The 25,478-nt window shown below is 54.8% G+C and carries 24 protein-coding genes and 1 riboswitch; of the genes, 13 read left to right on the forward strand and 11 right to left on the reverse strand.

Annotated elements, in window-relative coordinates; translation table 11 throughout:
* Nucleotides 1-6: 6 nt before the first annotated feature.
* Nucleotides 7-105: riboswitch (TPP riboswitch) on the reverse strand.
* Between the two features lie 54 nt (nucleotides 106-159).
* Nucleotides 160-504, reverse strand: a complete 345-nt coding sequence (locus LMS44_RS01120) for a hypothetical protein (protein WP_022520854.1) — start codon at nucleotides 502-504, stop codon at nucleotides 160-162.
* Between the two features lie 244 nt (nucleotides 505-748).
* Here LMS44_RS01120 and gloA point away from each other — a divergent pair, with 244 nt between their 5' ends.
* Nucleotides 749-1,285 carry a lactoylglutathione lyase gene (gene gloA, locus LMS44_RS01125; RefSeq protein ID WP_278369136.1) on the forward strand — a complete coding sequence of 179 codons (537 nt, stop codon included), beginning with the start codon at nucleotides 749-751 and terminating at the stop codon, nucleotides 1,283-1,285.
* Nucleotides 1,286-1,294: 9 nt separating this feature from the next.
* Entirely contained in the window at nucleotides 1,295-1,663 is a 369-nt protein-coding gene (locus LMS44_RS01130; protein WP_027958804.1) for a DUF6164 family protein, read from the forward strand.
* Here the strand turns inward: LMS44_RS01130 and LMS44_RS01135 are convergent.
* Together LMS44_RS01135 and ampC are read right to left on the reverse strand one after the other, a co-directional pair.
* Entirely contained in the window at nucleotides 1,660-2,325 is a 666-nt protein-coding gene (locus tag LMS44_RS01135) for a cupin domain-containing protein (RefSeq protein WP_022520852.1), read from the reverse strand. The two genes, LMS44_RS01130 and LMS44_RS01135, sit on opposite strands and share 4 nt — an antisense overlap.
* A gap of 191 nt (nucleotides 2,326-2,516) precedes the next feature.
* The gene (gene ampC / locus LMS44_RS01140; RefSeq protein ID WP_414727628.1) at nucleotides 2,517-3,680 is read right to left on the reverse strand and encodes a class C beta-lactamase; all 1,164 of its coding nucleotides are present in this window, start codon (nucleotides 3,678-3,680) and stop codon (nucleotides 2,517-2,519) included.
* 161 nt (nucleotides 3,681-3,841) lie between these two features.
* Here ampC and LMS44_RS01145 point away from each other — a divergent pair, with 161 nt between their 5' ends.
* On the forward strand, nucleotides 3,842-4,714 hold the full coding sequence (locus LMS44_RS01145) for a LysR family transcriptional regulator (protein ID WP_342411058.1): 873 nt from the start codon (nucleotides 3,842-3,844) through the stop codon (nucleotides 4,712-4,714).
* 23 nt (nucleotides 4,715-4,737) lie between these two features.
* Here LMS44_RS01145 and LMS44_RS01150 read toward each other — a convergent pair whose 3' ends face one another.
* The 5 genes from LMS44_RS01150 to LMS44_RS01170 form a co-directional block, all read right to left on the reverse strand.
* Entirely contained in the window at nucleotides 4,738-5,820 is a 1,083-nt protein-coding gene (locus LMS44_RS01150) for a TroA family protein (protein ID WP_498946667.1), read from the reverse strand.
* Between the two features lie 35 nt (nucleotides 5,821-5,855).
* On the reverse strand, nucleotides 5,856-6,746 hold the full coding sequence (locus LMS44_RS01155; protein ID WP_009288130.1) for a metal ABC transporter permease: 891 nt from the start codon (nucleotides 6,744-6,746) through the stop codon (nucleotides 5,856-5,858).
* A complete protein-coding gene (locus LMS44_RS01160) occupies nucleotides 6,730-7,464 on the reverse strand; it encodes a metal ABC transporter ATP-binding protein (RefSeq protein WP_035539377.1) in 735 nt (244 codons plus the stop codon). Before LMS44_RS01160 ends, LMS44_RS01155 begins: the two co-directional genes overlap by 17 nt.
* The gene (locus tag LMS44_RS01165) at nucleotides 7,461-7,610 is read right to left on the reverse strand and encodes a hypothetical protein (protein ID WP_162836274.1); all 150 of its coding nucleotides are present in this window, start codon (nucleotides 7,608-7,610) and stop codon (nucleotides 7,461-7,463) included. The genes LMS44_RS01160 and LMS44_RS01165 overlap by 4 nt, the downstream gene beginning before the upstream one ends.
* Before the next feature lie 155 nt (nucleotides 7,611-7,765).
* Nucleotides 7,766-8,437 carry a hypothetical protein gene (locus LMS44_RS01170; protein ID WP_190374140.1) on the reverse strand — a complete coding sequence of 224 codons (672 nt, stop codon included), beginning with the start codon at nucleotides 8,435-8,437 and terminating at the stop codon, nucleotides 7,766-7,768.
* Between the two features lie 128 nt (nucleotides 8,438-8,565).
* On the opposite strand from LMS44_RS01170, the gene cas1f reads away from it, so the two are divergent.
* The 8 genes from cas1f (at nucleotide 8,566) to LMS44_RS01210 (ending at nucleotide 20,306) form a co-directional block, all read left to right on the forward strand.
* The gene (gene cas1f / locus LMS44_RS01175) at nucleotides 8,566-9,570 is read left to right on the forward strand and encodes a type I-F CRISPR-associated endonuclease Cas1f (protein ID WP_022520844.1); all 1,005 of its coding nucleotides are present in this window, start codon (nucleotides 8,566-8,568) and stop codon (nucleotides 9,568-9,570) included.
* Nucleotides 9,567-12,911: a type I-F CRISPR-associated helicase Cas3f gene (gene cas3f / locus LMS44_RS01180; RefSeq protein WP_278371746.1), complete on the forward strand. Its 3,345-nt coding sequence runs from the start codon at nucleotides 9,567-9,569 to the stop codon at nucleotides 12,909-12,911. The genes cas1f and cas3f overlap by 4 nt, the downstream gene beginning before the upstream one ends.
* Before the next feature lie 397 nt (nucleotides 12,912-13,308).
* Nucleotides 13,309-14,682, forward strand: a complete 1,374-nt coding sequence (gene csy1 / locus LMS44_RS01185; protein WP_159175919.1) for a type I-F CRISPR-associated protein Csy1 — start codon at nucleotides 13,309-13,311, stop codon at nucleotides 14,680-14,682.
* The gene (gene csy2, locus LMS44_RS01190) at nucleotides 14,675-15,643 is read left to right on the forward strand and encodes a type I-F CRISPR-associated protein Csy2 (protein ID WP_278371745.1); all 969 of its coding nucleotides are present in this window, start codon (nucleotides 14,675-14,677) and stop codon (nucleotides 15,641-15,643) included. Before csy1 ends, csy2 begins: the two co-directional genes overlap by 8 nt.
* A 15-nt stretch (nucleotides 15,644-15,658) precedes the next feature.
* Nucleotides 15,659-16,684, forward strand: coding sequence for a type I-F CRISPR-associated protein Csy3 (gene csy3 / locus LMS44_RS01195; RefSeq protein ID WP_159175921.1), 1,026 nt, complete (start codon nucleotides 15,659-15,661; stop codon nucleotides 16,682-16,684).
* Nucleotides 16,685-16,687: 3 nt separating this feature from the next.
* Complete coding sequence (cas6f, locus tag LMS44_RS01200) at nucleotides 16,688-17,257, forward strand: type I-F CRISPR-associated endoribonuclease Cas6/Csy4 (RefSeq protein ID WP_278371743.1); 570 nt, start codon at nucleotides 16,688-16,690, stop codon at nucleotides 17,255-17,257.
* 752 nt (nucleotides 17,258-18,009) lie between these two features.
* On the forward strand, nucleotides 18,010-19,203 hold the full coding sequence (locus tag LMS44_RS01205; protein ID WP_342411055.1) for a DUF898 family protein: 1,194 nt from the start codon (nucleotides 18,010-18,012) through the stop codon (nucleotides 19,201-19,203).
* Nucleotides 19,203-20,306, forward strand: coding sequence for a M48 family metallopeptidase (locus LMS44_RS01210; protein WP_159175925.1), 1,104 nt, complete (start codon nucleotides 19,203-19,205; stop codon nucleotides 20,304-20,306). Before LMS44_RS01205 ends, LMS44_RS01210 begins: the two co-directional genes overlap by 1 nt.
* A 42-nt stretch (nucleotides 20,307-20,348) precedes the next feature.
* Here the strand turns inward: LMS44_RS01210 and LMS44_RS01215 are convergent, their stop codons facing one another.
* Both LMS44_RS01215 and LMS44_RS01220 read right to left on the reverse strand, forming a co-directional pair.
* A complete protein-coding gene (locus LMS44_RS01215; protein WP_159175926.1) occupies nucleotides 20,349-20,657 on the reverse strand; it encodes a hypothetical protein in 309 nt (102 codons plus the stop codon).
* A 66-nt stretch (nucleotides 20,658-20,723) separates the two neighbouring features.
* On the reverse strand, nucleotides 20,724-21,662 hold the full coding sequence (locus LMS44_RS01220) for an alpha/beta hydrolase (protein ID WP_022520807.1): 939 nt from the start codon (nucleotides 21,660-21,662) through the stop codon (nucleotides 20,724-20,726).
* A gap of 152 nt (nucleotides 21,663-21,814) precedes the next feature.
* Between LMS44_RS01220 and LMS44_RS01225 the strand changes: the two genes are divergently transcribed.
* A complete protein-coding gene (locus LMS44_RS01225) occupies nucleotides 21,815-22,843 on the forward strand; it encodes an acyltransferase family protein (RefSeq protein ID WP_009288118.1) in 1,029 nt (342 codons plus the stop codon).
* A 51-nt stretch (nucleotides 22,844-22,894) separates the two neighbouring features.
* Here LMS44_RS01225 and LMS44_RS01230 read toward each other — a convergent pair whose 3' ends face one another.
* Nucleotides 22,895-23,518 (reverse strand): hypothetical protein, encoded by a 624-nt coding sequence (locus LMS44_RS01230; protein ID WP_022520805.1) that lies wholly within the window; start codon nucleotides 23,516-23,518, stop codon nucleotides 22,895-22,897.
* A gap of 533 nt (nucleotides 23,519-24,051) precedes the next feature.
* Between LMS44_RS01230 and glnA the strand changes: the two genes are divergently transcribed.
* Nucleotides 24,052-25,458: a glutamate--ammonia ligase gene (glnA, locus tag LMS44_RS01235; protein WP_022520804.1), complete on the forward strand. Its 1,407-nt coding sequence runs from the start codon at nucleotides 24,052-24,054 to the stop codon at nucleotides 25,456-25,458.
* The last annotated feature ends 20 nt before the right edge of the window (nucleotides 25,459-25,478 follow it).

Raw genomic sequence — 25,478 nt, forward strand, 5'->3', positions numbered from 1 at the left:
GAGGTGGTAAGCGTTACCACGACTCCCTACGCCGGTGTTATCCGGTTCAGGTTCAAAGGGTGCTTCTCAGCCCAACCGTAACGGAGGGCGCCCCTGTCGAGGGATTACTATCCTTGCCTGAAGTAGCCCTGTAAAGCCCCGGATGCGGACGATAGCAATCTAACGAAACGAAATACGCGTACCGTAGGTAAGCATTTCATCAGGTGTCATCGCTTTACCCTCGACCCCAATCATCTCGTCACCACACTGGTCGGCGAAGGTTAGCACGCCGTGGGTCAAGCCCAGTTGGCCCAGGGTATCGCGGATTTCGCCCGTGCCCAGAAAAGTACTGACGTGGCCCTTGTTATCGCTCAGCTCAGACACGCCGTTAGCATGGTGAAAACGCACTTTGTAGATTCCATCCATCGACTCGACTTCAACAATCGGCGAAAAACCGTTGTGAAGCGCATTGGAAAGCTGTTTTAGCGTCAGGTGGTCACCCAGCGTCATATCGATCGCACTCATGGAAAACTCCTGTGGACGCCTCAAAGGTGGGGCATCACTCATGTTGCGGGAACTGCTTTTTGTAAAGCTTATGAAGAATAAGTGTAGGGTTTTTGTTTAGTATTGCCAGTGCGCTTATCGGCACCTCGATACGACACTGCCTACGTGCTTGTAAGGGCTGTTATTATGGTCATAAAGCCCCCATGGTAAGCGGTACGTGAAGCTCAATGGATTCAATGATCAACATCAGCGATAGGAGAGCAAAATGAGTTTTCAAGGCGAGCAGCATCCCGGCGTCGTGGCTACGCCGCCCCAAACTCAAGGGTTTCGTTTAAACCACACCATGCTGCGGGTGAAAGACCCTGAGCAGGCATTGGCGTTCTACTCAAAAGTGTTTGGTATGCAGGTGATGCGGCGGCTGGATTTCGAAGAGATGCAGTTCTCGCTCTACTTCCTGGCCAACCTGGAACCCAGCGATAGCGTTCCGGACGATGCGCAAGCGCGTACCACCTGGACGTTTAGCCAGAAAGGGCTGCTGGAGCTGACCCACAACTGGGGGACTGAAGACCAGGAAGATTTCGCCTATCACGATGGCAATGCCGAACCCCAGGGCTTTGGGCATATCTGCTTCAACGTACCGGATTTGGCAGCGGCCCAGGCGTGGTTCGACGAGCATGACGTCACCTTCGTCAAACGCTCCGATCAGGGCAAGATGAAAGATGTTATCTTCGTTAAAGACCCGGACGGCTACTGGATCGAAGTGATTCAGGCAGACCTGATGGTGGGGAAGAGCGACTCTTGAGGCACGCCAATGGCTGAACTACTGTTCCGGCTGCGCCATGTGACCGACGAAGAGGCCATGGAGGTGCGTGACCTGCTCGCTGCCCATGGCTTTGATACCTATGAAACCCAGGCGGGCTTTTTCCGCCTGGGCGTTGACGCGATTTGGCTGCGCAATCCACATCAGCACGACGCTGCCATCGCGGCGTTAGAGGCCTACCAGGCGGAGCGCCTTGAGCGCGCCCAACGCGAGCACCAGGCGGCGGTTGAGCGGGGTGACGCGGATACACTGTGGCGTCGTTTGGCCGCTCACCCGGTGCAGGTCGTGTTAGTACTGCTAGCAGTGGGGCTTATTGCCGCCCTTACGCTGCTGCCGTTCCTGGGTATGTCGCGAAGCTAAGCAGCTGGCAGATGGCCGCGTTTGAGGTACATCATGACGCCATCATCACCGGCGGTAAGTGCCGGAGCAGAACCGCTGGGGTAGCGGCACCAGGTGCCTGCCGTGTAACTCTGCTCGCTATCGCTCAGTGTGCCTTCCAGAATCAAAAACTCCAGCCCGCCCAGCAGCGTGGGGTAGGTAATGGAGGTGCCCGCCGACCAGCGCTCTAGGCTGGTGCGCTCCTGCTTGTAGGTGTGCAGCATTTTATAGGCAATGCGCGGGCGTCGATCAGGCTGCCAGGGCAGCCGATGCGCTGGCACTGCCAACTGTAGCGTGTCGTTGGGGTCAAACTGGTGCAGTTTGACAAATATCAGCGCGCCTTCCTCGCCAATTTGCGGGGTATGGCCGGTGCCAATCGGGTTTCTTAAGTAGCTGCCCGCCGCGTAGCGCCCATGCTCATCGGCGAACACGCCTTCCAATACCAGAATCTCTTCGCCGCCGCCGTGGGTATGCCGCTCAAACTTTGTATTGGGGGCGTAGCGCACAAGGCTGGTAGCGCGAGCAACTTCATCACCAATCCGGTCAAACATCATGCGCTCTACCCCCGCGCTGGGGGAATCGACCCACTGATACTCTTCCGGGGTAACACAGGCAAAGTGGCTAAAATCGGCGTTTAGACGCATGGGAAAGGGCTCTTCGCAGTGAAGGTAAGTGACGGGGGAGGGTGCTAGTCTCCTTATCGACAGCAAAAAATGCAACTTTCGGTTGTTTGATCTTCGTTATATCGCCATAAAAAACACCCCAACCATTGGATGAATATCCAACGATTGGGGTGCAGTTCATGAAGGCGGCATCAGGTTGTCTGGCTGCTTGCTTAGGGCGCTTCAGTCAGCTTGGTAAGAATATGGTGTGCAGCTTCGATGCGCGCCTGATTGGGGTAGTTGCGGTTAGCCAGCAGCACAATGCCGATTTGCTCGCTGGGTACAAAAGCCACGTAGCCGCCAAAGCCGTTGGTAGCGCCGGTTTTGTTATAGAGCGCTTCCTGCCTGGGGGCTAGCGGTGGGGTTAAGCGGTTGGCAGGGTTGGGCTGCAAAATCATCTCAAGCGAGTTGCCTGCCAGTAACTGATCGAGTGCCACTGGGGAGGCATAGCTTTCCCACCCCAATCCTTGGGTCATATTGCCGACCTCAAAGTACCCCGTGCGCGTAGCGGCCAAGGCTTGGCTTAGTGGCTCATTAAGCTCAGCACCACTCATATTGGCTTCCACCAGCGTTAGTACGTCTGCGGCAGTCGATTTCAATCCGTAGGCTTGGGCATCCAGCATGCCTGGGTTCACCCGAATGGGTTCATCCTCTTTAGAGTAACCGTAGGCATAGTTCGCCTGCTGCGCTTCAGGCACCTGAAAGTAGCTATGCTCAAGCCCTAACGGGGTAAACAGCGCCTCCTCCATCGCCATCTCGAAGGGCTGACCAAGGCTTTGTGCGGTGAGATAACCGAACAGGCCCAGGCTCGGGTTGGAGTAGAGCCGATGGCTGCCAGGGGCGGATTCAGGCTGCCACTGGCGGTAGTAGTCGATCATTGCCTCTTCGCTTTGAACCGACTCAGGGAACTGCAGCGGCAGCTCGCCCGCGGTGTAAGTGCCCAGTTCCAGCAGTGTGACCTCATCGAAGGCGCTGCCTTCCAGTTCAGGCAGGTAGCGGCTGGCCGGGTCGGAAAGCGAGAGGGCGCCGCTAGCCTGGGCATAGCCAGCGAGTGAAGCCGTGAAAATCTTGCTGATAGAGCCGAGTTCGAACAGCGTCTCATCAGTGACCGGGATCCCCGCTTCTTGATTAGCGAGGCCATAATTAAAGTAGTGCTGCTGGCCGTTAATGCTCAGCGCAATAGCCATGCCTGGAATACGATGCTCGGTCATCAAAGGCACGATAGTGTCGTTCACCAGGGCCTCAATATCGGCGCTTTCAGGCGTGCTGGAAGCCCATGCAGAGCCGTTGAGTAGAAGCGAACCTGTCATGATAAGGCCGCAGTTTGCTGCTAACATCTTACGCATACCAAAATCCTGTTGTGATTAATACCAAGAGAGGGCGGAGAGTTATTTCCAGACGCAAAGCCTGTGACAGGGTTTAACTTACGGCGCGCTGCGGCAATTCACAAACAGCGATATTTTGCATAAGCCATTAGAAAAATTTGGGGGTCAAGTTGGTGCGTCCCTACTTGCCGTTGAAGGCGCTGCGCGCGTTTGAGACTTCGGCCAGGCATTTAAGCTTTACTCGCGCGGCAGAAGAGCTTCATGTGACCCAGGCGGCAGTAAGCCACCAGGTAAAGCTGCTCGAAACGCGGTTGAAGGTGCCGCTGTTCAAGCGTTTGCCCAGGGGGCTAATGCTTACCCAGGAGGGCGAGCTGCTGCTGCCGGTATTGAAGAGTTCATTCGACCAGATAGCCCACACGCTGGAGCGGGTGGGCGAGAGCAGCTATCGGGAGGTATTAAACGTCGGCGTGGTGGGGACTTTTGCCGTCGGCTGGTTGCTGCCGAGACTGGGAGACTTTCAGCGCCAGTACCCTTACGTCGATTTACGGCTCTCCACCCATAACAACCGCGCGGATATTGCCGGCGAGGGGCTGGATTTTGCGATCCGCTTTGGCACAGGGGCCTGGCATGGCACCGCGGCGCAGCCGCTACTACCAGCGTCACTCTCGGTAATGTGCATACCTGATATCGCCGCGCGGCTTAACACCCCAGCCGATGTGCTGGGGGAAACTTGGCTGCGCTCTTATCGCGCCGATGAATGGACAGAGTGGCTATTGGCGGCAGGGCTACCACGCAGCTTTCCGATGACCAACAGCATTGTGTTTGATTCTTCCATCGCCATGGTGGAAGCAGCCCTACAAGGGGCAGGCGTGGCGCTGGCGCCACCGCTGATGTTTCCCCGCCAACTAAACAGCGGCGCACTGATACAGCCTTTCGACACCGCTGTTAGCCTAGGCGGTTACTGGCTGACTCGCCTGCAGACACGCCCCGAAACCCACGCCATGGCGTCCTTCCGGGAATGGCTGCTCACGGCCATTAATGCCTGAGCAGCACTATTGACGTTAACTGCTTAGTGGCTGTGACCATGATCATCGTGGTCGTGGTCGTGGTCGTGGTCGTGGTCGTGGTCGTGGTCGTGGTCGTGGTCGTGGTCGTTATGACCCGGCTGGGCCAACGCGTCGTGCAGCACATGGGCATTGTGGCGCATCATACCCAGATAAGTGCTCGCTTCGCCCTCTGCTGCCAGCGCATCGGCGTAGAGCGTGCCCGCAATGGGCAGGCCGGTCTCTTCGGCGAGCTGGGTGATGATCGATTGGTTGGTCATGTTCTCGTGGAACAGCGCCTTCACGTTCTCCTGCTCAATCACATCCACTAGCGCCGCCATGCTGGCGCCACTGGGGTCGGCTTCCGTGGAAAGCCCTACCGGAGAGAGGAAGGTCACCCCGTAGGCGCTTGAGAAGTAGCCAAAGGAGTCGTGGCCGGTAATCACGCTGGTGGAGGCCGGGATCTCGTCAATCAGCGCACGAATCTCGTCGTCTACCTCGGCCATTTCCTGTAAATACTGCTCCGCATTGGCGCGGTAGGTATCGGCGTTATCTGCGTCGGCGGCGATTAAGCCATCGCGGATATTGGCGATATACACCTCGGCTTGGTGCATATCCTGCCAGGCGTGAGGATCTTGATTGCCATGGTCATGCCCCGCGTGCTCATCGGCATGCTCTTCGTGGTCATGGTCGTCGTGCCCATGGTCGTGCTCGTCATGATCATCATGGCCGTGCTCTTCATGTGCAGCGAAAGAGAGCGGTTCAATACCATCGGTCGCGGTGACCATCGGCCCGTTGTAGTCGCTGGCGCTAATCAGGCGCTCCATCCAGCCCTCAAACAGCAGGCCGTTGAAAACGACTAAATCGGCATTGGCCAGGGAGCGTGCATCGCCGGGGCTGGGGGAGTAAACGTGGGCATCGCCATCGGCAGCCACCAGCGGGGTCACCTCGACATGCTCGCCGCCTACGTTTTCGACCATATCCGCCAGGATAGAGAAACTGGTCACCACCTGCACGCGCTCATTAGCCATGGCAGCAGGCAGCGCCAGCAGCGCGGAAACACCGACTAACCAGCGCGAAGGCCGAGATGATAAATAGGCAAGCGACATACAACACTCCTTACGATAAGCATGAAGACTGATAATTAAGCCCCTTGCTCCACTTCAAGCGGCGTTGTTTTACGCCGCAGCTTGGCTGCCAAGCTGTGGTAGCGACCAAACAGGGCCGAAAAGAGATAACCGAACCCCGCCAGCAGAATAATGCTCGGGCCAGAGGGGATATCCAGATGAAAAGAGAGCAGCAGGCCGCCGGTGCTCGCCACCATGGCCAGCACAATCGCGATGCCGATCAAGCCCTCCAGGCGTTTGCTCCAAAAGCGCGCCGAGGTGGCGGGCAGCATCATCAGTCCCACCGCCATTAGCGTACCCAGGGTTTGAAAGCCGGCGGTTAGGTTCAGCACCAGCAGGCCCAGGAAAACGCTGTGTACCCAACCGCTGCGGCGGCTTTGGCCACGCAAAAACAGTGGATCCAAGCACTCCACTACCAGGGCGCGAAACACCACTGCCAGGGTCAGCACAATCAGCGTACTGATACCCGCGATTAGCAACAGCGCGGTGGAGTTGATCGCCAGAATCGAGCCGAACAGCACATGGGTAAGGTCAACGCTGCTACCGCCCAGCGAAATCAGCATCACGCCTGCGGCCAGCGAGATAATAAAAAAGCTCGCCATGGCGGCATCTTCGCGCTGGCCGCCCATTTTCGAGACCGCCCCCGCCAGCAGCGCCACCATTAACCCAAACAACACCCCGCCAATACTCATAATCGGCAGCGAAAAACCTGCCAGCAGGAACCCCAGCGCGACGCCGGGCAGAATCGCGTGGGCCATGGCATCGCCAATCAGGCTCATGCCGCGCAGCACCAAAAACACTCCCAGCGGCGGTGCAGCCAACGAAAGCGCCAAACCACCCACTACCGCGCGGCGCATAAAGCCGTAATCGAACGGGCTGACAAACCACGCATTAAGCAGATCCAGCATGGCGTCCTCCCATGGTAAACGGCACTACCTGAGCGGGTGCGTGTTGATGGGTCAGCGCACTGGGCGCCACCCAACGGCCATGGCCGCCGTTTAGCATCAGCACTTCATCGGCCAGGCGGCGCAGGTGATCCATATCGTGCAGCACGACAATGATCGTCGCGCCGTCGTCCGCCATTTGACGCAGGATGCGGATCAAAATATCCACGGTTTCGCTATCCACGTTGGCAAACGGCTCATCAAGCAGCAGTAGCTCGGCTTCCTGCATTAGCGTACGGCCGATCAGTGCACGCTGGCGCTGGCCACCGGAAAGTTCGCCCAGCGGGCGGTGGGCCAAGTGCGAAATACCCAGCCGCGCCATAATCTCGCGGCCTTTACGGTAGTGCCCTGCACAATAGCCGGTTAACGCGCCGTGGCTGGGCCAGCTGCCGGTCATGACTAACTCTTCCACACTCATCGGGAAGGTGAGATCCAGCGCCAACTGCTGTGGCAGCCACGCCCGGCGCTCTTTCGCGACGGTGCAGACCACCTCGCCGCTAATAGGCCGAAGTTCACCCATAATGGCCTGAATCAGCGTGCTTTTACCGGCGCCGTTAGCGCCGATCAGCGCGGTAATCGCACCCGGCTTAAAGTCGCCCTCGATATGTTCCAGCACCGTGCGGCGCGCCTGGGCCAAGTGCAGGTTGTGCAGCTGTAAGCGTGATAAAGAGCGTTGACTCATCCTAACCACCCGCTAGCCCAAACCACCAAGCCCCACAGCGCCAATAGCGGCACGGCAACAAACAGCAGCCGTTTAACAGCCGATAGCGACATCAAGGAGAAGTGACAAGGGCCCTCCTTGTTATGGCGGTGCGTATGCTCACTCATCAAGCGGCCTCGTATAATTTCAAATAGGTTATAACATAACGTTTGGCAAAGCCAAAAAATTGCTGAGTATTTTACTCGTTCACGCCGCGCTAGCAACGATAAAGCGCTAGCGGAAAACCGTCGCCAGCGCTTTAAGGGAATAACCGTAGGGTGTATCAATAGCGCCAGGTAGCACCTAGCTGCTGCGGCGCTACATGCAGCGCGTATTCACCGGGAATAGTGATCGGCCCCAGCGATAGATTAGCGGGTTGGAAGCGATTAATCGTAGAAGACGCCTGATTCGGCTGTGTCCAAATTTGTAGCTCATTGACCAGCATGCCGGTAGCAAAGTTGATAGCACCATCACTTTTTCTGCCATCGGCGGCAATCACTGCACCCGCCACGCCATTCACCACGAGTGAGCTCACCCGGGCGCCCCAGCCGCGCCGCTCACGCTCTGCCTGGGCGAGCTGTAAACCCAGTGCCTGCACGCCGCTTAAATCGCCACTGGCTTTCAAACGCTCATATTCGGCCAGTGTCTCGGGGTGCGGCTGGCGGTCGGTCAGCATACCACCCAAGGCCAGCGCTGATTTCACCACACCCACCCGTGCATCAAAGCGGTCATCCGGATCGCTCGCCTCGCTGGATTGGTAAGCGTTTACCGACAGGCTGGTGGCGTAAATGCCCGTCCAACCCCACTGCCAAATATTAGCGTGGCGTGCGCCGTCCTCAAACACATCATCGTACTCACTCCACTGTCCCTCGGTTTGAGCCTGGACGTGTAAAGAGACAGGCAGAGTGATCACCAAGGTGGTAACCAGCGCGGCAAAAAGACGAAAAGCATGCATGGTGAAGTGCCTATATAGGGGGAGCAGTCGCGCTAAGCGTAGCACGCAAAACAAATGAGACGTGGGGGGATTCAGGGGTGGCGAAGTATGACTAAGGTCAATGGTGCTGCGGGGTGAAGGATGGTTAGATGGGGGAAGACGATAATCAGGAGCACCGCATGGATGACTTTTCGCCCAGTGACCTAAAAACCATTCTTCATTCCAAGCGTGCCAACCTCTATTACCTGCAGCATTGCCGGGTGTTGGTGAACGGTGGCCGAGTGGAGTATGTCACCGATGAGGGCAGTAAATCCCGATACTGGAATATTCCCATTGCCAACACCACCTCGATACTGTTGGGTACTGGCACCTCGATTACCCAAGCGGCTATGCGCGAATTGGCGAAAGCTGGGGTGCTGGTGGGGTTTTGTGGTGGGGGCGGTACGCCGTTATTTGCCGCCAATGAGGTTGATGTGGATGTCGCCTGGCTGACCCCGCAAAGCGAATACCGGCCCACAGAGTACCTGCAATATTGGGTGCGTTTCTGGTTTGATGATGTAAAACGCCTGGATGCCGCCCGTGCATTTCAGCAGGCGCGTTTGGCGCGTATTGAATCGCTGTGGACAAGCCGCGTGATGAAAGACGCTGGTTTTAGTATTTCCACCGATCACCTGCATAGCGCGCTGAACCACCACCGTGAAGCAATCAACAAAGCCCCCAGCACCGTTGACCTACTGACCCTGGAAGCGCGTTTAACCAAAACGCTGTTTAAGCTGGCGGTTAATGCGGTCGACTACGGCGACTTCACCCGTGCCAAACGCGGTACCGGCACCGATCCTGCCAACCGCTTTCTCGATCACGGCAACTATCTTGCCTATGGTCTGGCGGCGACCGCCACTTGGGTGTTGGGAATACCCCATGGGCTTGCGGTGCTCCACGGTAAAACCCGCCGGGGCGGCCTAGTCTTTGATGTGGCGGACTTAGTGAAAGACGCGGTGATTCTGCCTCAGGCGTTTATTTCCGCCATGCGTGGTGATGAAGAGCAGGAGTTTCGCCAAGCCTGCATCGAGCGCTTAACCCGCACCGAATCCCTCGATTTTATGATTGATACCCTCAAAGACGTCGCCCAAGCGCTGGGGAGTGGAGAAGCATGAACGTGCTGTTGATTTCCCAGTGCAACAAGAACGCCCTGAAAGAGACGCGCCGCATACTCGACCAGTTTGCCGAACGCCGGGGCGATCGCACTTGGCAAACACCGATCACCCAGGCCGGGTTGGATACGCTGCGCAAATTGCTGCGTAAGAAAGCGCGTAAGAACACCGCCGTTGCCTGCCACTGGATTCGTGGCCATGACCACAGCGAATTGGTGTGGGTGGTGGGGGATGCCTCGCGGTTTAATATCCAGGGCGCAGTGCCGACCAACATCACTGCCCGCGATATTCTGCGCAGTCGTGATGAAAACGATTGGCACAATGGTGAAGATATCCTTTTGCTCACCGCGCTGGCTGCGCTACTGCATGACCTGGGCAAAGCCTGCGACGCCTTTCAGCAGCGGCTAAAAGGCAAAGTAGAAGGGCGCAACTTATACCGTCATGAGTGGATATCGCTGCGCTTGTTCCAAGCGTTTATAGGCAGTGACGATGACGCTACTTGGTTGGCGCGCCTCGCGGAAGGCGACTATCAAACGCAGGACTGGTTAGGTGGATTGGAGCGCGATGGAATAGACGCTCCTACCTCGGCAGTGTTCAGCCGATTACCGCCGCTGGCGGCTGCGCTGGGTTGGCTGGTGCTTAGCCACCACCGGCTACCGTTAAAACCGCCGGAAAAAGTTGGCGAAAATGAAAGGCGATGGGGGAGAGGAAATGCGCCCCTACAGGCCGAACAACTGCCCGCGTTATTTGAGTCGATAAACGCCGAGTGGAACGAGATTCCTGAAACGCAAGACCCTAAATGCATCGCGCCCTATTGGCAGTTCAAGAGTGGATTGCCCGTTAGTACCCCACGCTGGCGTGATCGTGCTACCAAGCTTGCCACACGGTTACAGGCGCGGCTGCAAAATAGCAGTCACTGGCTGGAAAGCCGCTATGTCATGCACTTAGCCCGGCTTAGCTTAATGCTGGCTGACCACCACTACTCTAGCCTGGAAGACCTCCAGCATCGCGTGCGCGGCGAGCCCAACTACCCGCTGATTGCCAATACCGTGCGCAAAACCGGCAAGCCCAATCAGCTATTGGATGAGCATATCCTGGGAGTTGAAAAACATGCCGCCGCGGTCGCCCGTGCGCTACCCAGCGTTGACAGCCACTTACCACGTCTAGCGCGCCATAAAGGCTTCCGTAAACGCAGCAGTCACCCACGGTTTCGCTGGCAGGATAAAGCCTTTGATCTGGCCCAATCGCTTAGGGAACGTAGCCAACGGCAGGGCTTTTTTGGCATCAATATGGCGTCCACCGGCTGTGGTAAAACCTTAGCGAATGGCCGCATTATGTACGCTCTGGCCGATCCCCAGCAGGGTGCGCGCTTTAGCATAGCCCTAGGGCTGCGCACCCTAACTCTGCAAACTGGCCAAGCATTACGTGACCGTCTGCATCTGGGCGAAGATGAACTCGCCGTGCGGGTAGGTGGCAGTGCCAATAAAGCCCTGTTTGAGCACTACGAGCAGGAAGCCGAAGCCAGCGGCTCGGCATCCAATCAGGCGCTGATAGAAGAAGATGCCCACGTGGTGTTTGACGGCAATTTTGATAGCCACCCCGTGCTGCGTCGTTTGAGCGATGAGCCGGGCACCCGCGCGCTGATTGCCGCCCCCATTTTGGTATGTACAGTTGATCATCTTGTGCCTGCCACGGAGAGCACCCGGGGCGGGCGTCAAATCGTGCCCATGCTGCGCCTAATGAGCAGTGACCTAGTGCTGGATGAGATCGACGATTTCGATATCAACGACCTACCGGCGCTTACCCGGCTCGTCAATTGGACTGGGCTGCTAGGGTCACGGGTACTGCTTTCATCGGCCACCTTGCCGCCTGCGCTGGTGGAGGGTTTGTATGAAGCCTATCGCAGCGGTCGTGAAGCCTTTCAGCGTCATCGCGGCGAGCCGGGATTAGCGACCGATATTTGCTGCGCCTGGTTCGACGAGCACGACCGACAGCATGAAAACTGCGCCAGTAACGAGACTTTCAAGACCGCGCATCAGGCCTTTGCCAAGCGTCGGTTAGAGCGCCTATCTACTAGCCCGGTGCGCCGCCGTGGCGATATTTTGTCGTTGCCATCGCTGGGTAAACGGCCAGAAGAAATTAGGCCCGCGGTTTCAGCGCTGCTACGCGAGCATGCGCTAGCGCTTCACCAGCAGCACCACTCCGTTGATCCTCACACCAGCAAACGCGTCAGCTTTGGTTTGATTCGAATGGCCAATATCGACCCCTTGGTGGACGTAGCCAGAGCACTTTTTCAGCAGGGTGCCCCTGAAGGTGTGCGCATTCACCTCTGCGCCTACCACTCCCGACACCCGTTGGTCATGCGCTCAGAAATTGAGCGCCGGTTAGATAGAACACTGCAACGGGCTGAGCCAGATCGCGTATTCCAGCAGCCGGATATCCGCCGCCTGATGGATAGCAGCGAAGAGAACGACCACCTGTTTATTGTGCTTGGCTCGCCGGTAACGGAAGTGGGTCGCGACCACGATTATGATTGGGCGATTGTTGAACCGTCCTCCATGCGTTCGATTATTCAGTTAGCGGGCCGGGTGCGCCGTCACCGTGAGCAGGCCTGCGAGGTGGCGAATATTCTGCTCCTGGAGACCAACCTAAAGCACCTGGAGCGCGGGGATGAACCCGCTTTTCATAAGCCAGGCTTCGAAACGAAGATGGCCTGGCGTCTTAATAGCCACTCACTTAACACACTTCTTACGCCAGATGAGTATCAGGTGATCGATGCACGCCCCCGCGTGCTGGCGCGAGAAACGCTCCACGCCAAAGATAGCCTGGTAGACCTGGAGCACGAGCGGCTGCACCAATTGATGATTGAGCAGCCCGCCGAGCCGTTAACCAAAAAAGAGCTACGAATCGGTAAAACCCCCAAGCCACCGCCCTTGGGAGCCTATAGCTGGCATGGGATGCCGCAACTGCATTTAACCGGTGTATTGATTCAGCGTGACCCATTTCGCAAGCAGCTCGAACCCGAGATAACGCTAGCGCTGTTGCCGGACGAGGGCGGCGAAACCTGGACGCTACATCGCGTAGACGATGGCGCAAGGCGAGGCGAAAAGCTCTACGTTCCGGTGGAAGAAAGCCTGCTGGTGCGGGTAAATCTAGCAAAAGAGCAGGGTGAGCGGATTCAACCCTGGGGTGCAAGTGATTACCTAACGGCGCTGGCTGACTTAGCGGAAGACCTGGATATCTCCCTTGATCGCGCCGCGCGTACCTTCGGCACGGTAACCGCCTCGGCTAGAAACCAGCGGTGGGGGTATCACCCGGTGTTGGGATTTTGGAGGAGTAAATGAAGGCCGGTGATAGACACCGGCCCGCTGCCTGTGCGGCAGAGTATCGTAGCAAATGAACCCAAAGGGGTAATTTTCTAAGCTACCTGTTCGGTTTTTATCCATTACACCATTAGGTGCGTCTGCAATCTACTTTCAATAATACTCTTGACGTAGACCTTTGAGCACACTAAAGTAAACCCGTGAGCGCTGCAACGCTCACGGGTAAAAAAGTACGGAATAATCGACTGTATCTGACTCTCCCAGTTGAGGAAGAGAAGGAGGATGCTAGTGTGGTTAATTACCACATCGTTAGAAGAGTAGAGCAGCGGGTTAGTTGATAACCTGCTTATGCTCTGAGGTCGAGACCTCAGAGCATATTTTGCACGATATCTGCATTGATGCAAAGAGGCTCTGCTTTATGTCTGATTCCGCAAGTGAGCAACAATCGAGTTTAGGATTAACAATAAAAGAGTTTTTGAGCGAACGCTTTCGTTCAAAAAGTGAAAAGTTACTTCCCGATGACCCGAAATACCAGGTGTTGGTCGATCAGTTTCAGTTCGATACCTGGATCAACGATGCAGCCAGGCGCGTTGGTCAACTGCAAGTCGTTACCCACTCCCTCAAACCTATTCACCCCGATGCCAAAGGCTCTAACCTTTACGCTCCTCCCGAGTCGCTAAACAAACATTTTCTTGTAGGCAGTCACGCGCTACCCGCTGATTTTGCAGGCGATGTAGTAGGTAATGCTGCGGCATTAGATGTTTATAAATTTTTGAAGCTGGAGTATGAAGGTAAATCGCTGCTTGAACGTGTGCTAGAAAATGATACTGAGCTAGCAAAAGCGTTAAGTGATAATCCCGAACAAGCTCAGGCGTGGATCGACGCCTTTGCTGCGATTACTGAGCCGCGCGGTGAACATGCTTCACATACCCGGGGCAAGCAACTCTACTGGCTGGTGGGTGATGATGCAGCAGACGTAGAAAATGACGCTGAGAACTTCCATCTGCTGGCCCCTCTCTATGCCACCTCGCTGGCGCACCGTGTCTTTCAAACTATTAACCATGACCGCTTTAGCGAAGAAGCCAAAGAGTCACGTAAAGCCAAGCGGGAAGGGAAATACGCTGGTCAACCGGTACACAGCTACCCCAATCTAGCCGTACAGAAAATGGGCGGCACCAAGCCGCAGAATATCTCGCAACTGAATAGCGAGCGGGGCGGCAATAATTACTTATTGGCTTCAATGCCTCCTAGTTGGGAAAAGCAAAAGGTCAGCCCGCCATATAATGTGGATTCTATTTTCCAGCGCTTTGAAAAACTAAGCAGTGTTAAGAAAAGTTTAAGCAACCTCGCCTGGTTCCTCTCAAGTGACCCCTCCCCGAATGTTCATACCCGTTCACGGGTAGACAATATTCATGGCTCTCTCATAGATGAGCTGATGGTTTTCACAAGCCAATTCCATGAGCTGCCAGCAGGTTGGAGTACCAACGAAAAGTGCAAGCTGCCTGTTGAGGAAATTTATTGGCTTGATCCAGAGCGTGCCGAGGACGATGAGCAGTTTCGACAAGGTCGCAAGAACATCGACTGGGCGGCTACTGTTCGCCAACGGTTTTCCAATTGGCTTAACGAAAAGCTAAGCAAAAAACTGAGTGTAGGTGATGTTGAGTTTCTCCATTGGCAGAAAAAGCTGAAAGAAGACGCTACCCATCAGCGCGTTTTGGATCGTGATCGCCGCTGGATGGCATCGCTAGAAACAGAATTAGATGCATGGCAAGGAGCACTAGACGATGAGTGAAATGAAAGGCCTCCTAGTCCTGCCGCGCCTGCGGGTACAAAACGCCAACGCGATTTCCAGCCCAATGACCTGGGGCTTTCCTGCCATGAGTGCTTTTGTAGGTTTGATGCATGCTCTGGAGCGGAAGTTAGCAGAGGCAAGTCTTCCCGTTTCGTTAGGTCGCGTTGGGGTTATTTGCCACGACTTTGAAGCCCAGGCCACTGAAGGTGGTTACATTCGTGGCTTTCACCTGACGCGCAACCCGGTGGACAAAACCGGTGGTACGGCAGCGATTGTAGAAGAAGGGCGTATCCATCTGGATATCACGCTGATCTTCGCGATTGATACCGGCGCTGCAGAAAGCGAGCATGAGGATATCGCCCACCAAATCCGTGAGATTGTATCGGGCATGCGTATTGCCGGTGGCAGTGTGGTGCCCAATCGCAACGTGTCGAGCCATAAGCAGCGCCCGCAATGGGTCATGCTTGATGACAACGAAGATGAACGCTACAAGCAGTTCGCTCGACTGAAGCGCCACTGGCTGCCGGGCTTTGCGCTGACCCTGCGCGATGACTACCTCACCGAACACCTCACAACGCTGCAAAAACACAACCCTGAGGCCAGTTTGCTGGATGCGTGGTTAGACCTCTCTCGTCTTAACCATGTTTGCACGTTAGAGAATGAAGGTGAACCCAACGAGAAGCCCGTTTGGCAGACGCAGCGGCCCTATCGCGGCTGGCTTGTGCCGATTCCAGTTGGTTATGGCGCTATTTCCGACCTTTTCCAGCCCGGAGAAGTGGCTAACGCCCGCGATACCAAGACCCCGTTCCGCTTTGTCGAAAGCCTCTACTCCATTGGTGAATGGGTTAGCCCACACCGCATGAAGCAACCTGAAGACCTGCTTTGGTACGTTGATAACGACGAAGAAGCGGGCCTCTACCGTCTTAATAACGATTACCACCTTCGCGCCACAGCACAGTAAACAAGGAGCTTTATCATGGCTAAAAACGATACCCTTAAAACCGCTTCCGTCCTCGCTTTTGAGCGCAAGCTCGACCCCTCAGATGCGCTGCTCTACGCCAGCAGTTGGGAGAAGCGGGAAGATGAACAGCAGTGGCAGCCGGTTGAGGTGCGTGAAAAATCGGTGCGCGGCACTATTTCTAATCGCTTGAAAGCGAAAGACCAAGATCCCGCTAAATTAGATGCCGCGATTGAAAACCCCAACCTACAAACCGTCGATGTCGCCACGCTACCCCACAATGCAGATACCTTAGTCGCGCGTTTTACGTTGCGTGTATTAGCCGGTGCTGGAACACCTTCGGCCTGTAATAACGCCGAGTACCAAGCCAAGCTGGAACAGGCAGTTGCCGAGTATAAACAAGCACAAGGCTTCGGCGAGCTGGCACATCGTTACGCCAATAACCTCGCTAATGGCCGCTTTCTGTGGCGTAACCGCATGGGCGCAGAGCAAGTTGAGGTAAGCGTTCGACAATTGGCGCAGGGTAAAACCACCAAAGAGTGGACGTTTGATGCACTGTCGCTTTCGTTACGAGCTTTCGAGGACACCGCTGAGCTTAAAGAACTCGCCGGTGTTATCGCCTCCGCGTTGGCGGGTGAGCAGCACTTACTGCTTGAGGTAGTGGCTTATGTGCGTGTGGGCAGTGGCCAAGAAGTGTTCCCGTCCCAAGAGCTGATTCTTGACCGGGGCCGGGGGGATAAGAGCAAAACGCTTTATCACGTTAGCAAGATTGCCGGTATTCACTCGCAGAAACTGGGTAATGCCATTCGTACCATCGACACCTGGTACCCCAATGAAAACGATGAAGACCTAGGCCCTATTGCTGTTGAGCCGTATGGCTCAGTGACCACGCAGGGCAAAGCGTACCGCCAGCCCAAGCAGAAGGCTGATTTCTACTCTCTGCTAGATAACTGGATGATCAAGGATCAAGTACCTACGAAAGAAGATCAGCACTTTGTTATGGCGACCCTGATTCGCGGCGGTGTATTCGGCGAAGCGGGGTAAACCATGGATCACTATATTGATATTCGGCTAAGGCCCGACCCCGATTTCGCTACGCCGATGCTGATGGGCGCGCTCTACAACAAGCTGCATCGAGTGCTATTTGACCTACAGGCAACGGATATAGGCGTTAGCTTTCCAGGCCATAAGCATGGAGTCCGTGCTCGTACATTAGGTGATCACCTGCGTTTGCATGGCACTCAGGCACGGCTGGGGCAATTGATGGGCGCTGACTGGCTAACCGGCATGCGTGATCACACCCAAGTCAGCGAGGTGCTTGCCGTGCCCGCCAATTCTCAGCACTTCAACGTGGCGCGCAAGCAGTTCAATATGGGCAGCCCAAGCCGTGCCAAACGCTATGCCAAGCGGCATGACATTTCGGAAGATGAAGCGCAGCAGATTTATGCCAAGCTAGCGGCGCGGCGCATTGAGCTACCCTTCGTGCAAATAAACAGCCGCTCCACCCAGCAGCGCTTTAGCCTGTTTATTGAACACGGCAAGCCTCAGGAAAAACCGGTGGCGGGTTCGTTTAATCACTATGGCTTAAGCCCTGACGCCACAGTGCCGTGGTTTTGACCCTTTTTTCTAACATGAAAATAGGCGACCAATAATCAATCACTTAGCGGTGTCGCTCGAAAAAGGGTGATACCGCTTTTTTTGGCTAAAGCTCTTTAACAATCAGCACATTAATTTTGATATGCTCTAGTGCGCTGCCGCCCAGGCAGCTCAGAAAATACCCACCTCCTTTTGATTAGCGGTTAGTCGGTTAGCTGCCGCCCAGGCAGTATGGCTATAGATTTAAAGTATGTGCCCGTGGCACCGCTGCGCGGTGCTTTCGCGGGTGCGCTAACGCTTACGCCGCGCTACTCGAAATGTGCATGACCCCGGACTAGGTGGCAGAGTAGGTGTTGCCATATAGACCGTTCAGAAAGCATCGCCAGCGGCGTAAGCTTATTTAAGTGTGTGCCCGTGGCACCTCTGCGCGGTGCTTTCGCGGGTGCGCTAACGTACTCGAAATGTGCATGCCCCGGACTAGGTGGCAGAGTAGGTGTTGCCATATAGGCCGCTCAGAAAGCATGGCCAGCGGCATAAGCTTATTAAAGTGTGTGCTCGTGGCACCGCTGCGCTTGAGGCTTATCACGGCTACTCGGAATGTGCATGAACCGTCATAAGTGGCGAGAATTGAGTCCTTCTGCCGATTTCTGGTTATCTAATTGCAATTAATGGCAAAGCCTACTTAGTTTTTGTGCGGCGTTGAGATATACTTATTTAGCTAGACGTCAAATTAAGCTATATCACTAACGTTAAAAGACATGGATCTTTCCCGCATGGACACTCATCACTTAGCGTCTGAACCGAAAAGCGTTGCCGCTCGTCAAGAGCCCGATAGTCTCTCGCTTTTCTTTCTGGTTTTTAAGACCGGCTTACTCACTATCCTTACTTTGGGGATTTACCGTTTCTGGCAAACGACTCGCATCCGTCAGTATCTTTGGGGCTCTACAAGCGCCAATGATTCTGCCTTGGAGTACACGGGGACAGGGCTTGAAAAGTTTGTTGGCTTTCTCATTGCTTTGGTTATTCTGGCGGTGTATCTCGGCGTTCTCCAGATGCTGCTCTTCTACTTCGGCCTTTCAATGTTTAGCGTCTCGTCGAGTGCTACTAATCCAGCTGAACAAGCCCGTTATCTGGTTGTTGTGTATATACACATTCTTGCTGTTTTGCCTCTTCTTTTTTACGCCAGTTATCAAAAACGCCGATACATGATGAGTCGAACGCGGTGGTGCGGCATTCGTTTTAGTATGGAAAAAGGCGCTTGGGGCTATGTGATCCGTGCCATCGGTTACAGGTTGCTGACGGTCGTAACATTGGGTGCGCTGGCCCCACTGGCTACGTTCAAGTTAGAGCAGTATATGGCTGAGCGGAGTTACTATGGTGATGTTCGTATTAAGCAAGGTGGGTCTTGGCCGCGTCTTTACTCGTCGCTAACGCATTTGTTTATAGGCATCGTCATTCTGCTGGTAAGCGGAGGTGTTTTTGCTTGGGGTTATGACGGCTTGGCGTCAGCCATTCTTTTTGTTGGTAGCATTTGGGTGGCTATCGGTGTTGTGTATTACCAGGTTAAGAGTTTTGCTTATATGACTTCTCACAAGATGTTAGGCGAGAAGGTTAGCTTTAAGGCTGAGCCTAGAACGGGGGCTATTATCCGGATCTACTTAATTGCAGGTGTCGGGATGGGGGTGATGTCGTTATTTATAATAAGCGTTATGACGGCCGTTTTTGATTTTGGTATTTCGTCAGTCACTTTTGCCCTCGTCGGTGGTGCGCTGAGCTATATCTTTTTATTTTTGCTGTTTCAGGCAATGAAGATGGTGATGATTACTCAGCCTATACTGGGTCATTATGTTCAGACATTCAGTATCATAAATCCCGAGCCTTTACATCAAATCCAGCAGCGTCAGGCAGATGATGCCGTTGGTGCTGAGGGCGTGGCTGATGCACTCGATGTCGCTGGCGCATTTTAATGTTGCAGGCGCAATTCTTTGACGGCGTGACGGCCTATCGTCATGAGGTGTGCATTTCGGTGTTAGATGACCAGCAGGCGCTGGTCATCCACGCAGAAACGCTAGCTGAACCTGCTCGCTGGGAACTCGCCGATCTTCGTGCTCTCCGTGATAGTTCGAGTACAAAACAGCTGACCTTGACCCGTTATGTCTCGTCTGTTGACGAGAGAGATCCTGCACGGCTTATTGTCACTGATAACGACTTTATTGCTTGGTTGCGTGCCACACAGCCTGATCTTTTCCGCCGTGATGTCCGTAAAAGAACCTGGTTGCGCATGGCAGGATGGGGAGCGGGCGCGGTGGCGGCCATTGCGCTGATGCTTTTCGTTATTTTGCCGGGCATGGCCAATATCCTGGCTCAGGCCATTCCTATCGAGCGCGAAGTTGCGTTTGGTAAAGCCGTTACCCAGCAAATCGAATGGGTGCTAAGTAGTTCAAACGCAGGCATGCAGCGCTGCGATTCTCCTGAGGGGGTGGCGGCGCTAGATACGATGCTGGAGAGGTTGACTGCAGGGCGTGATATGCACTACGCCATAGACATTCAGGTTTTCGGTCATTCTGAAGTCAATGCGTTTGCCGCTCCCGGCGGGCAGGTGGTTATCCTGAATGCATTGCTGGAAGAGGCTGAGTCCCCCGAAGAGGTGGCGGGGGTACTGGCTCATGAAATTGGCCATGTGGAGCGGCGAGACCCAATGCGGCAAGCATTACGGGCGGCGGGGGCAGCGGGGCTGCTTAGCATGGTTTTTGGCGATCTTGCGGGTGCCGCGGTGGTGGGTGAGCATTTGCTTACTGCTTCTTATAGCCGGGAGGCTGAAGTCGAAGCAGACCGTTTTGCTCTCGAAATGCTCGCTACGGCGGAAGTTGATGCGGCTGGGTTTGCAAACTTTTTTACGCGGATCGAGGGGCTGGAGGACGGTGATATTGCTACCCCCGAGCATTTATCTACACACCCTGATTCCAGCTGGCGCGGTACCCAGGCCCAGCAATTAGCTGAAAGCCAAGGCGGTACTACTGCGATTCTAACGCCAGCTGAATGGGCGGCCTTGCAAGCGATCTGCGATTAAAGGCTGTTAACGCTGTATCGAGAACCGCGCCACTCTTCATGCTTATGTTTCGTCGTCTCCCCATTTTTCCATCGCGCGTTTGTCGTCGGGTACCCGGACGATGTGGCCGACTTCCAGCTTGTTGTGGCTTTGGTGGCGGCCGCCGTGGGTATCGATGATCGCGGCTACTTCGCCGATGCTGACGGCGTCATCTTCTCGGTAGGCTTCTACTTTGACGCGCACCATGGCGCCTTGGTAGCGGGCGGAAATAATATCGCCTGGGTCGGGTTGGCTGCTTTGATCCGGGTGTTTTTTAAAGTACTGCATAACACTGGCGTTGCCGGGTTCATCCCATTCGATATGCTGATGCATCGCTGTCTTCCTTGCCTTGTTGAGTGGCGTGATATGTGTTGTTTCAGTGTAGTGCCTTCAACGGGGTTATGTATCCTCTGGGCTGTTTTCTTGTCCCACGTATTGAAAGAGAAAGTTTAGCGCTGCCGGTAGGCTGGCGCGCCATACTTTCCATGTATGGCCACCGGGGTAGAGGTCGAGGCGCACATCGTTGGGCTGGATGCGTTCCATGGCTTGACGCAGTATGCGGGCGTGAAATTCAGCATCATAAACGTCGCTACGCCCGGCGCTGATATACAGCGGTACGGGGGAAAGGTCGCCCTCATCTTCGGTACCGCGAGGGGTTACGCGCAGGCGATACTCTTCCAAATAGTTGGTGTAGTTAAGGTTTTGCCACAGCTCGCGATCAAATCGGCCCTGGTCATTGATAAATGAGGGGTGGCGCCAGGCGGTGGAGTTACGCGGCGGCAGGGGGACGTAGCTGGCGGGGCTTAGCGCGGCTACCGCGGCAAACAGTTCAGGCCGTTCCAGGGCAAAGTTGAGTGCGCCGTAACCGCCAGCGGAATAGCCTGCCACGCCACGCAGGTGGCGCTCTTGTCCCACGCGATAGGTTGCTTCCACATGTGGCATTAGGTCGTTAAAAAATGCGCTGCGGGCGGGTTCGTTGTGGCCATCTACCCACCAACTGCGACTGCCGGGCATAATGAAAACGGCCGGAGGAATATGCCCGGCAGCGATTAACCTATCCGCCACCTGCTGCAAGTTGCCGCGAGAAACCCAGTCGCGGTCAGTGTTAAATGAGCCGTGCAGCATATAAACGACCGGATACGCGTCTGTCGCTTGGGCGTCATAATTGTCGGGTAAATAAATACTGTAGGGGTAGTCGTAACCTAGCGTGGGCGAGAAAAACTGATGGTGTTCAACCTCGCTGGCTAAGCTATGGCCACTGAACGTTAGCCAGCCAATAAATGCCGTAAGTAGGGCGTGAAATCGGTACGAGAATACTGGTGGCTTGGGGATGAACACGTTTCCTCCGGGAATTAAAACTGTTCAATGGGGTCGGACAGCGCGAAGGCTTTTATTGTTCATCATAGCCATATAAGACAGTCAGTTAGCATAGTCATTCATCATCGCCATGCAAAATGCCAGGGTAGGAGTAGGTCGAGGCGGGAGGCCCAATGCGCAAAATTGAAGAGATCTATTGGTTGCGTGCTTACGGCTGTATAGCCGTTTTTTTGTTTCACTTACTAGATCATGTCAATCAGCGCCTCGATAACGTTGCCACCGATTTGATGCGCATACCGCTGGTGTTGGGTACCCCGATTTTCCTGTTTATTGCGGTCTTTGTGTTTGCCGTTCGCTACGATAAATCCGTGCCGGAAGGGTTCCTTGCCCAGCGCGTGAAGTATGTAATGGTGCCCTATTTTGTGTATGGCTTTATTTATTCGACGGCTGAATGGCTAAGCCAACAGCCATCGGATGAACCGGTGGGGTTCGTGGCCAACGCCATTGAGTATTATGTGTACGCGGGCTGGCATGGCTATTTTTTGATTATTGCGATGCAGTTTTATGTGGCCTATTGGCTGTTTACCCGTTGGCAGCTGTGGCGTTTGAACCCGGTGCCGTGGCTGTGGGGCGCTTGTGTGATCAGCATGGCGTATTGGGGGTTGGCTTACTGGTTTGAGGTTGACCTGCCCGGCTATCTGCTGTGGATTGCTCCACTGGGTTGGATCTATGTGTTTTTTCTTGCCCTGGTGCTGGTGCGCTACTACCCGCTACCCCCTGAGAGCGTGATGCTGGCGCGGCCTGCCTGGATGCAGCAAATGGCCCGCCCGGTCTGGTTGGTGCTAATGGTGGCGCTGATTATTGCCGCGACCTTTGCAGGTTGGCTGGCCTTCTCTTCCAAAGAGGTGTGGGTCATTCCTTTCTTCGTGCTGTTCACGCTGTGTGCCATGCGCTACTTGGCCGGGCGTCCTGCGCCTTTGTGGGTGCGCCACATTAATGCGTATTCGTTTGGCATTTACTTGGCTCACCCCATGTTCTTTGTGCTCGCTGATCTGGCTGTCGAGCCGTTGTCGTTGCCCATTGGCGTGTATGCACTGGCGCTTATGGCGGTTGGTGTGGTGGGGTCAGTGGGGCTTAATAAGCTCGCCAATACCACGACACTGGGCGCCATGCTGTTCGGCAAGCGACTAAAGGTAAGTTAGTCAGAGAGTGGCGGTGGATGGTATCTGTGGATGATATCGGTAGAAAACGCATCATGGGCGTGGAGTGAAAGCCGTAACCGGGGCGTTAGCCAGAAAAGGGTTTTCTGGCTCTTTCGTTAGTCTAAGCAGGTTTCCGTTGTAGGTTTTTAAACGCGTAGGGCAAGCGTGTAAACGTTGCAGAAAATCGTCGATCGCGCTGTTATCGTCCAGCTCAGGGTCAAACCCACCCAAGCGTTCTAGCCAGGCTCGCCTCACGGCAATGTAGGGCGGCAAAAGTAAAGCACTGGCCAATAAGCGCCGCAGGATGCGTTCCGACAGCGATGGCCGGGTGAGGCCAATAATCAAGGCGTCAAGGGTGTAAGTGTTGAGCTGTGAATAGAGTGCACACCAAAGCTCCGCAGGCAGTGGTTTTTTCTGTAGCGCAATGATGAGCCACTCTGCTTGGCTGGTAAACGCGGCTTTATTCAAGCGAGCCCCCAGCGGCCTTGATGGTGTAATCAGCGAATGAGCATGGTAGCGCTGTTCAATAGCACTCAGGCGTGCTTGCGCTTGAGTGGCTGTCACCAAAATGGGCAGCAAGTGGTCGGCGACACCGGATTCACGTATGGATTTTAAGTGGCGTGGCAACATTTCACCCGTCACCATGGCATCAACGATAAAGCAGACCGATCCCATTTGCCGACTCCGATTGTGAGCAAATCTATCAAATTGTAATTTATTGTAGTAGCTGGTTTATTTGCGTAGCAAGTAAAAAAATTTGCGAGCTAAAAAACAGCGCTAAGTATGACTTGTGCACTTTGATGGGGCGCTCGGCATTATTTTTGTTCTATTTTGGTGCATAAGAGGTTTTTTTGACGGTTCAGAACAGCCTGTTGCGCCGTTATGCGTCATCAAGAGGCATTCGAAGCCATTTTTTAATGTTTATAAAACAGATAGTTGTTGTTTTTTTATGCCATATTGGTGCAGTGTTGGCATGTTCTCTGCATTGTATTTGCAAGCGGCTAGCGGGCCGTAGGCATAAGCCCTGCGGCGTGCTAAAACGATAGCCGGTCTGAAATGCTCGCTGAGCGATTTGTTAACCAATGTCAGGCAAACGTTGAGCGAACAAGAATGACAAACGTGCGGTTTAGCACGTATTTTGTCGAACAACACTTTTATCGGTAGCTTACTGTCGTTAGCTTTAAGCCACGCTCATACCGGAGGACACTATGTCAGCCAAGACTCTCGCGCTAATTGAAGAACACGATGTTAAATGGGTAGACCTGCGTTTCACCGACACTCGCGGTAAAGAACAGCACGTGACCGTGCCTGCGCGCGATGTAGACGAAGAATTCTTCGAGAATGGCCAAATGTTCGATGGCTCTTCTATTGAAGGTTGGAAGGGCATTAACGAATCCGACATGATTCTGCGCCCGGAAGATGGTACGGGTTACCTCGACCCCTTCACCGAAGATGCGACGCTGGTGCTGCGCTGTGACATCATCGAGCCGGCCACTATGCAGGGCTATGATCGTGACCCGCGCTCTATCGCTAAGCGCGCAGAAGCTTACCTGCAGTCTACTGGCCTGGGCGACACCGCGTTCTTCGGCCCTGAGCCTGAATTCTTTATCTTTGACGAAGTGCATTGGAAGTCTGATATCCAGGGCTCCATGTACAAAATCACCTCCGACGAAGGCGCTTGGGCAACCGACAGTGTCGTGGAAGGCGGCAACCTTGGCCACCGCCCGCGCGTTAAAGGCGGCTACTTCCCGGTTCCTCCGGTCGATAGCTTCCACGATATTCGTGGCGCAATGTGTAATACCCTGGAAGCGATTGGTCAGACCGTCGAGGTACACCACCACGAGGTTTCCAACGCAGGTCAGAACGAAATCGGCGTTAAGTTCAACACGCTGGTGAAGAAAGCTGACGAAGTTCAGGAAATGAAGTACGTGATCCACAACGTGGCCCACGCGTATGGCAAAACGGCCACCTTTATGCCGAAGCCGCTGGTCGGTGATAACGGTTCGGGTATGCACGTTCACCAGTCTTTCTGGAAAGATGGCAACAACCAGTTCGCCGGTGACGAGTACGCTGGTTTGTCTGAAATGGCGCTTTTTTACATCGGCGGCATCATCAAGCACGCCCGTGCCCTGAACGCCTTTACTAACGCTTCTACCAACTCGTACAAGCGTCTGGTGCCTGGCTTTGAAGCGCCGGTCATGCTGGCCTACAGTGCCCGCAACCGTTCGGCTTCAATCCGTATTCCTTACACCGCCAGCCCGAAAGGCAAGCGTGTGGAAGCGCGCTTCCCTGATCCGACTGCCAACCCTTACCTGGCGTTCTCTGCCATGTTGATGGCGGGTATCGACGGTATCAAAAACAAGATCCACCCTGGCGATGCCATGGACAAAAACCTGTACGACCTGCCGCCAGAAGAAGGCAAGTCAGTACCGACTGTGGCGCACAGCCTGGATCAAGCACTGGAAGCCCTCGACGCTGACCGTGCGTTCTTGACCGAAGGTGGCGTGTTCACCGACGAAATGATCGATGCCTACATCGACCTCAAGATGGAAGAAGTGGAGCGTATTCGTATGACCACTCACCCCATCGAGTTTGATATGTACTACAGTTGTTAAGTACAGCTGTTAAGCACAGC

The organism is Halomonas profundus (assembly GCF_020865425.1).
Classification (GTDB): Bacteria; Pseudomonadota; Gammaproteobacteria; order Pseudomonadales; family Halomonadaceae; genus Vreelandella; species Vreelandella titanicae.

Excerpts from the sequence above, each read along its gene's own strand:
- LMS44_RS01120 (WP_022520854.1), bottom strand. The coding sequence starts at position 504 with ATGAGTGCGATCGATATGACGCTGGGTGACCACCTGACGCTAAAACAG.
- gloA (WP_278369136.1), top strand. The coding sequence starts at position 749 with ATGAGTTTTCAAGGCGAGCAGCATCCCGGCGTCGTGGCTACGCCGCCC.
- LMS44_RS01130 (WP_027958804.1), top strand. The coding sequence starts at position 1,295 with ATGGCTGAACTACTGTTCCGGCTGCGCCATGTGACCGACGAAGAGGCC.
- LMS44_RS01135 (WP_022520852.1), bottom strand. The coding sequence starts at position 2,325 with ATGCGTCTAAACGCCGATTTTAGCCACTTTGCCTGTGTTACCCCGGAA.
- ampC (WP_414727628.1), bottom strand. The coding sequence starts at position 3,680 with ATGTTAGCAGCAAACTGCGGCCTTATCATGACAGGTTCGCTTCTACTC.
- LMS44_RS01150 (WP_498946667.1), bottom strand. The coding sequence starts at position 5,820 with ATGTCGCTTGCCTATTTATCATCTCGGCCTTCGCGCTGGTTAGTCGGT.
- LMS44_RS01155 (WP_009288130.1), bottom strand. The coding sequence starts at position 6,746 with ATGCTGGATCTGCTTAATGCGTGGTTTGTCAGCCCGTTCGATTACGGC.
- LMS44_RS01160 (WP_035539377.1), bottom strand. The coding sequence starts at position 7,464 with ATGAGTCAACGCTCTTTATCACGCTTACAGCTGCACAACCTGCACTTG.
- LMS44_RS01165 (WP_162836274.1), bottom strand. The coding sequence starts at position 7,610 with ATGAGTGAGCATACGCACCGCCATAACAAGGAGGGCCCTTGTCACTTC.
- LMS44_RS01170 (WP_190374140.1), bottom strand. The coding sequence starts at position 8,437 with ATGCATGCTTTTCGTCTTTTTGCCGCGCTGGTTACCACCTTGGTGATC.
- cas1f (WP_022520844.1), top strand. The coding sequence starts at position 8,566 with ATGGGGGAAGACGATAATCAGGAGCACCGCATGGATGACTTTTCGCCC.
- cas3f (WP_278371746.1), top strand. The coding sequence starts at position 9,567 with ATGAACGTGCTGTTGATTTCCCAGTGCAACAAGAACGCCCTGAAAGAG.
- csy1 (WP_159175919.1), top strand. The coding sequence starts at position 13,309 with ATGTCTGATTCCGCAAGTGAGCAACAATCGAGTTTAGGATTAACAATA.
- csy2 (WP_278371745.1), top strand. The coding sequence starts at position 14,675 with ATGAGTGAAATGAAAGGCCTCCTAGTCCTGCCGCGCCTGCGGGTACAA.
- csy3 (WP_159175921.1), top strand. The coding sequence starts at position 15,659 with ATGGCTAAAAACGATACCCTTAAAACCGCTTCCGTCCTCGCTTTTGAG.
- cas6f (WP_278371743.1), top strand. The coding sequence starts at position 16,688 with ATGGATCACTATATTGATATTCGGCTAAGGCCCGACCCCGATTTCGCT.
- LMS44_RS01205 (WP_342411055.1), top strand. The coding sequence starts at position 18,010 with ATGGACACTCATCACTTAGCGTCTGAACCGAAAAGCGTTGCCGCTCGT.
- LMS44_RS01210 (WP_159175925.1), top strand. The coding sequence starts at position 19,203 with ATGTTGCAGGCGCAATTCTTTGACGGCGTGACGGCCTATCGTCATGAG.
- LMS44_RS01215 (WP_159175926.1), bottom strand. The coding sequence starts at position 20,657 with ATGCATCAGCATATCGAATGGGATGAACCCGGCAACGCCAGTGTTATG.
- LMS44_RS01225 (WP_009288118.1), top strand. The coding sequence starts at position 21,815 with ATGCGCAAAATTGAAGAGATCTATTGGTTGCGTGCTTACGGCTGTATA.
- LMS44_RS01230 (WP_022520805.1), bottom strand. The coding sequence starts at position 23,518 with ATGGGATCGGTCTGCTTTATCGTTGATGCCATGGTGACGGGTGAAATG.
- glnA (WP_022520804.1), top strand. The coding sequence starts at position 24,052 with ATGTCAGCCAAGACTCTCGCGCTAATTGAAGAACACGATGTTAAATGG.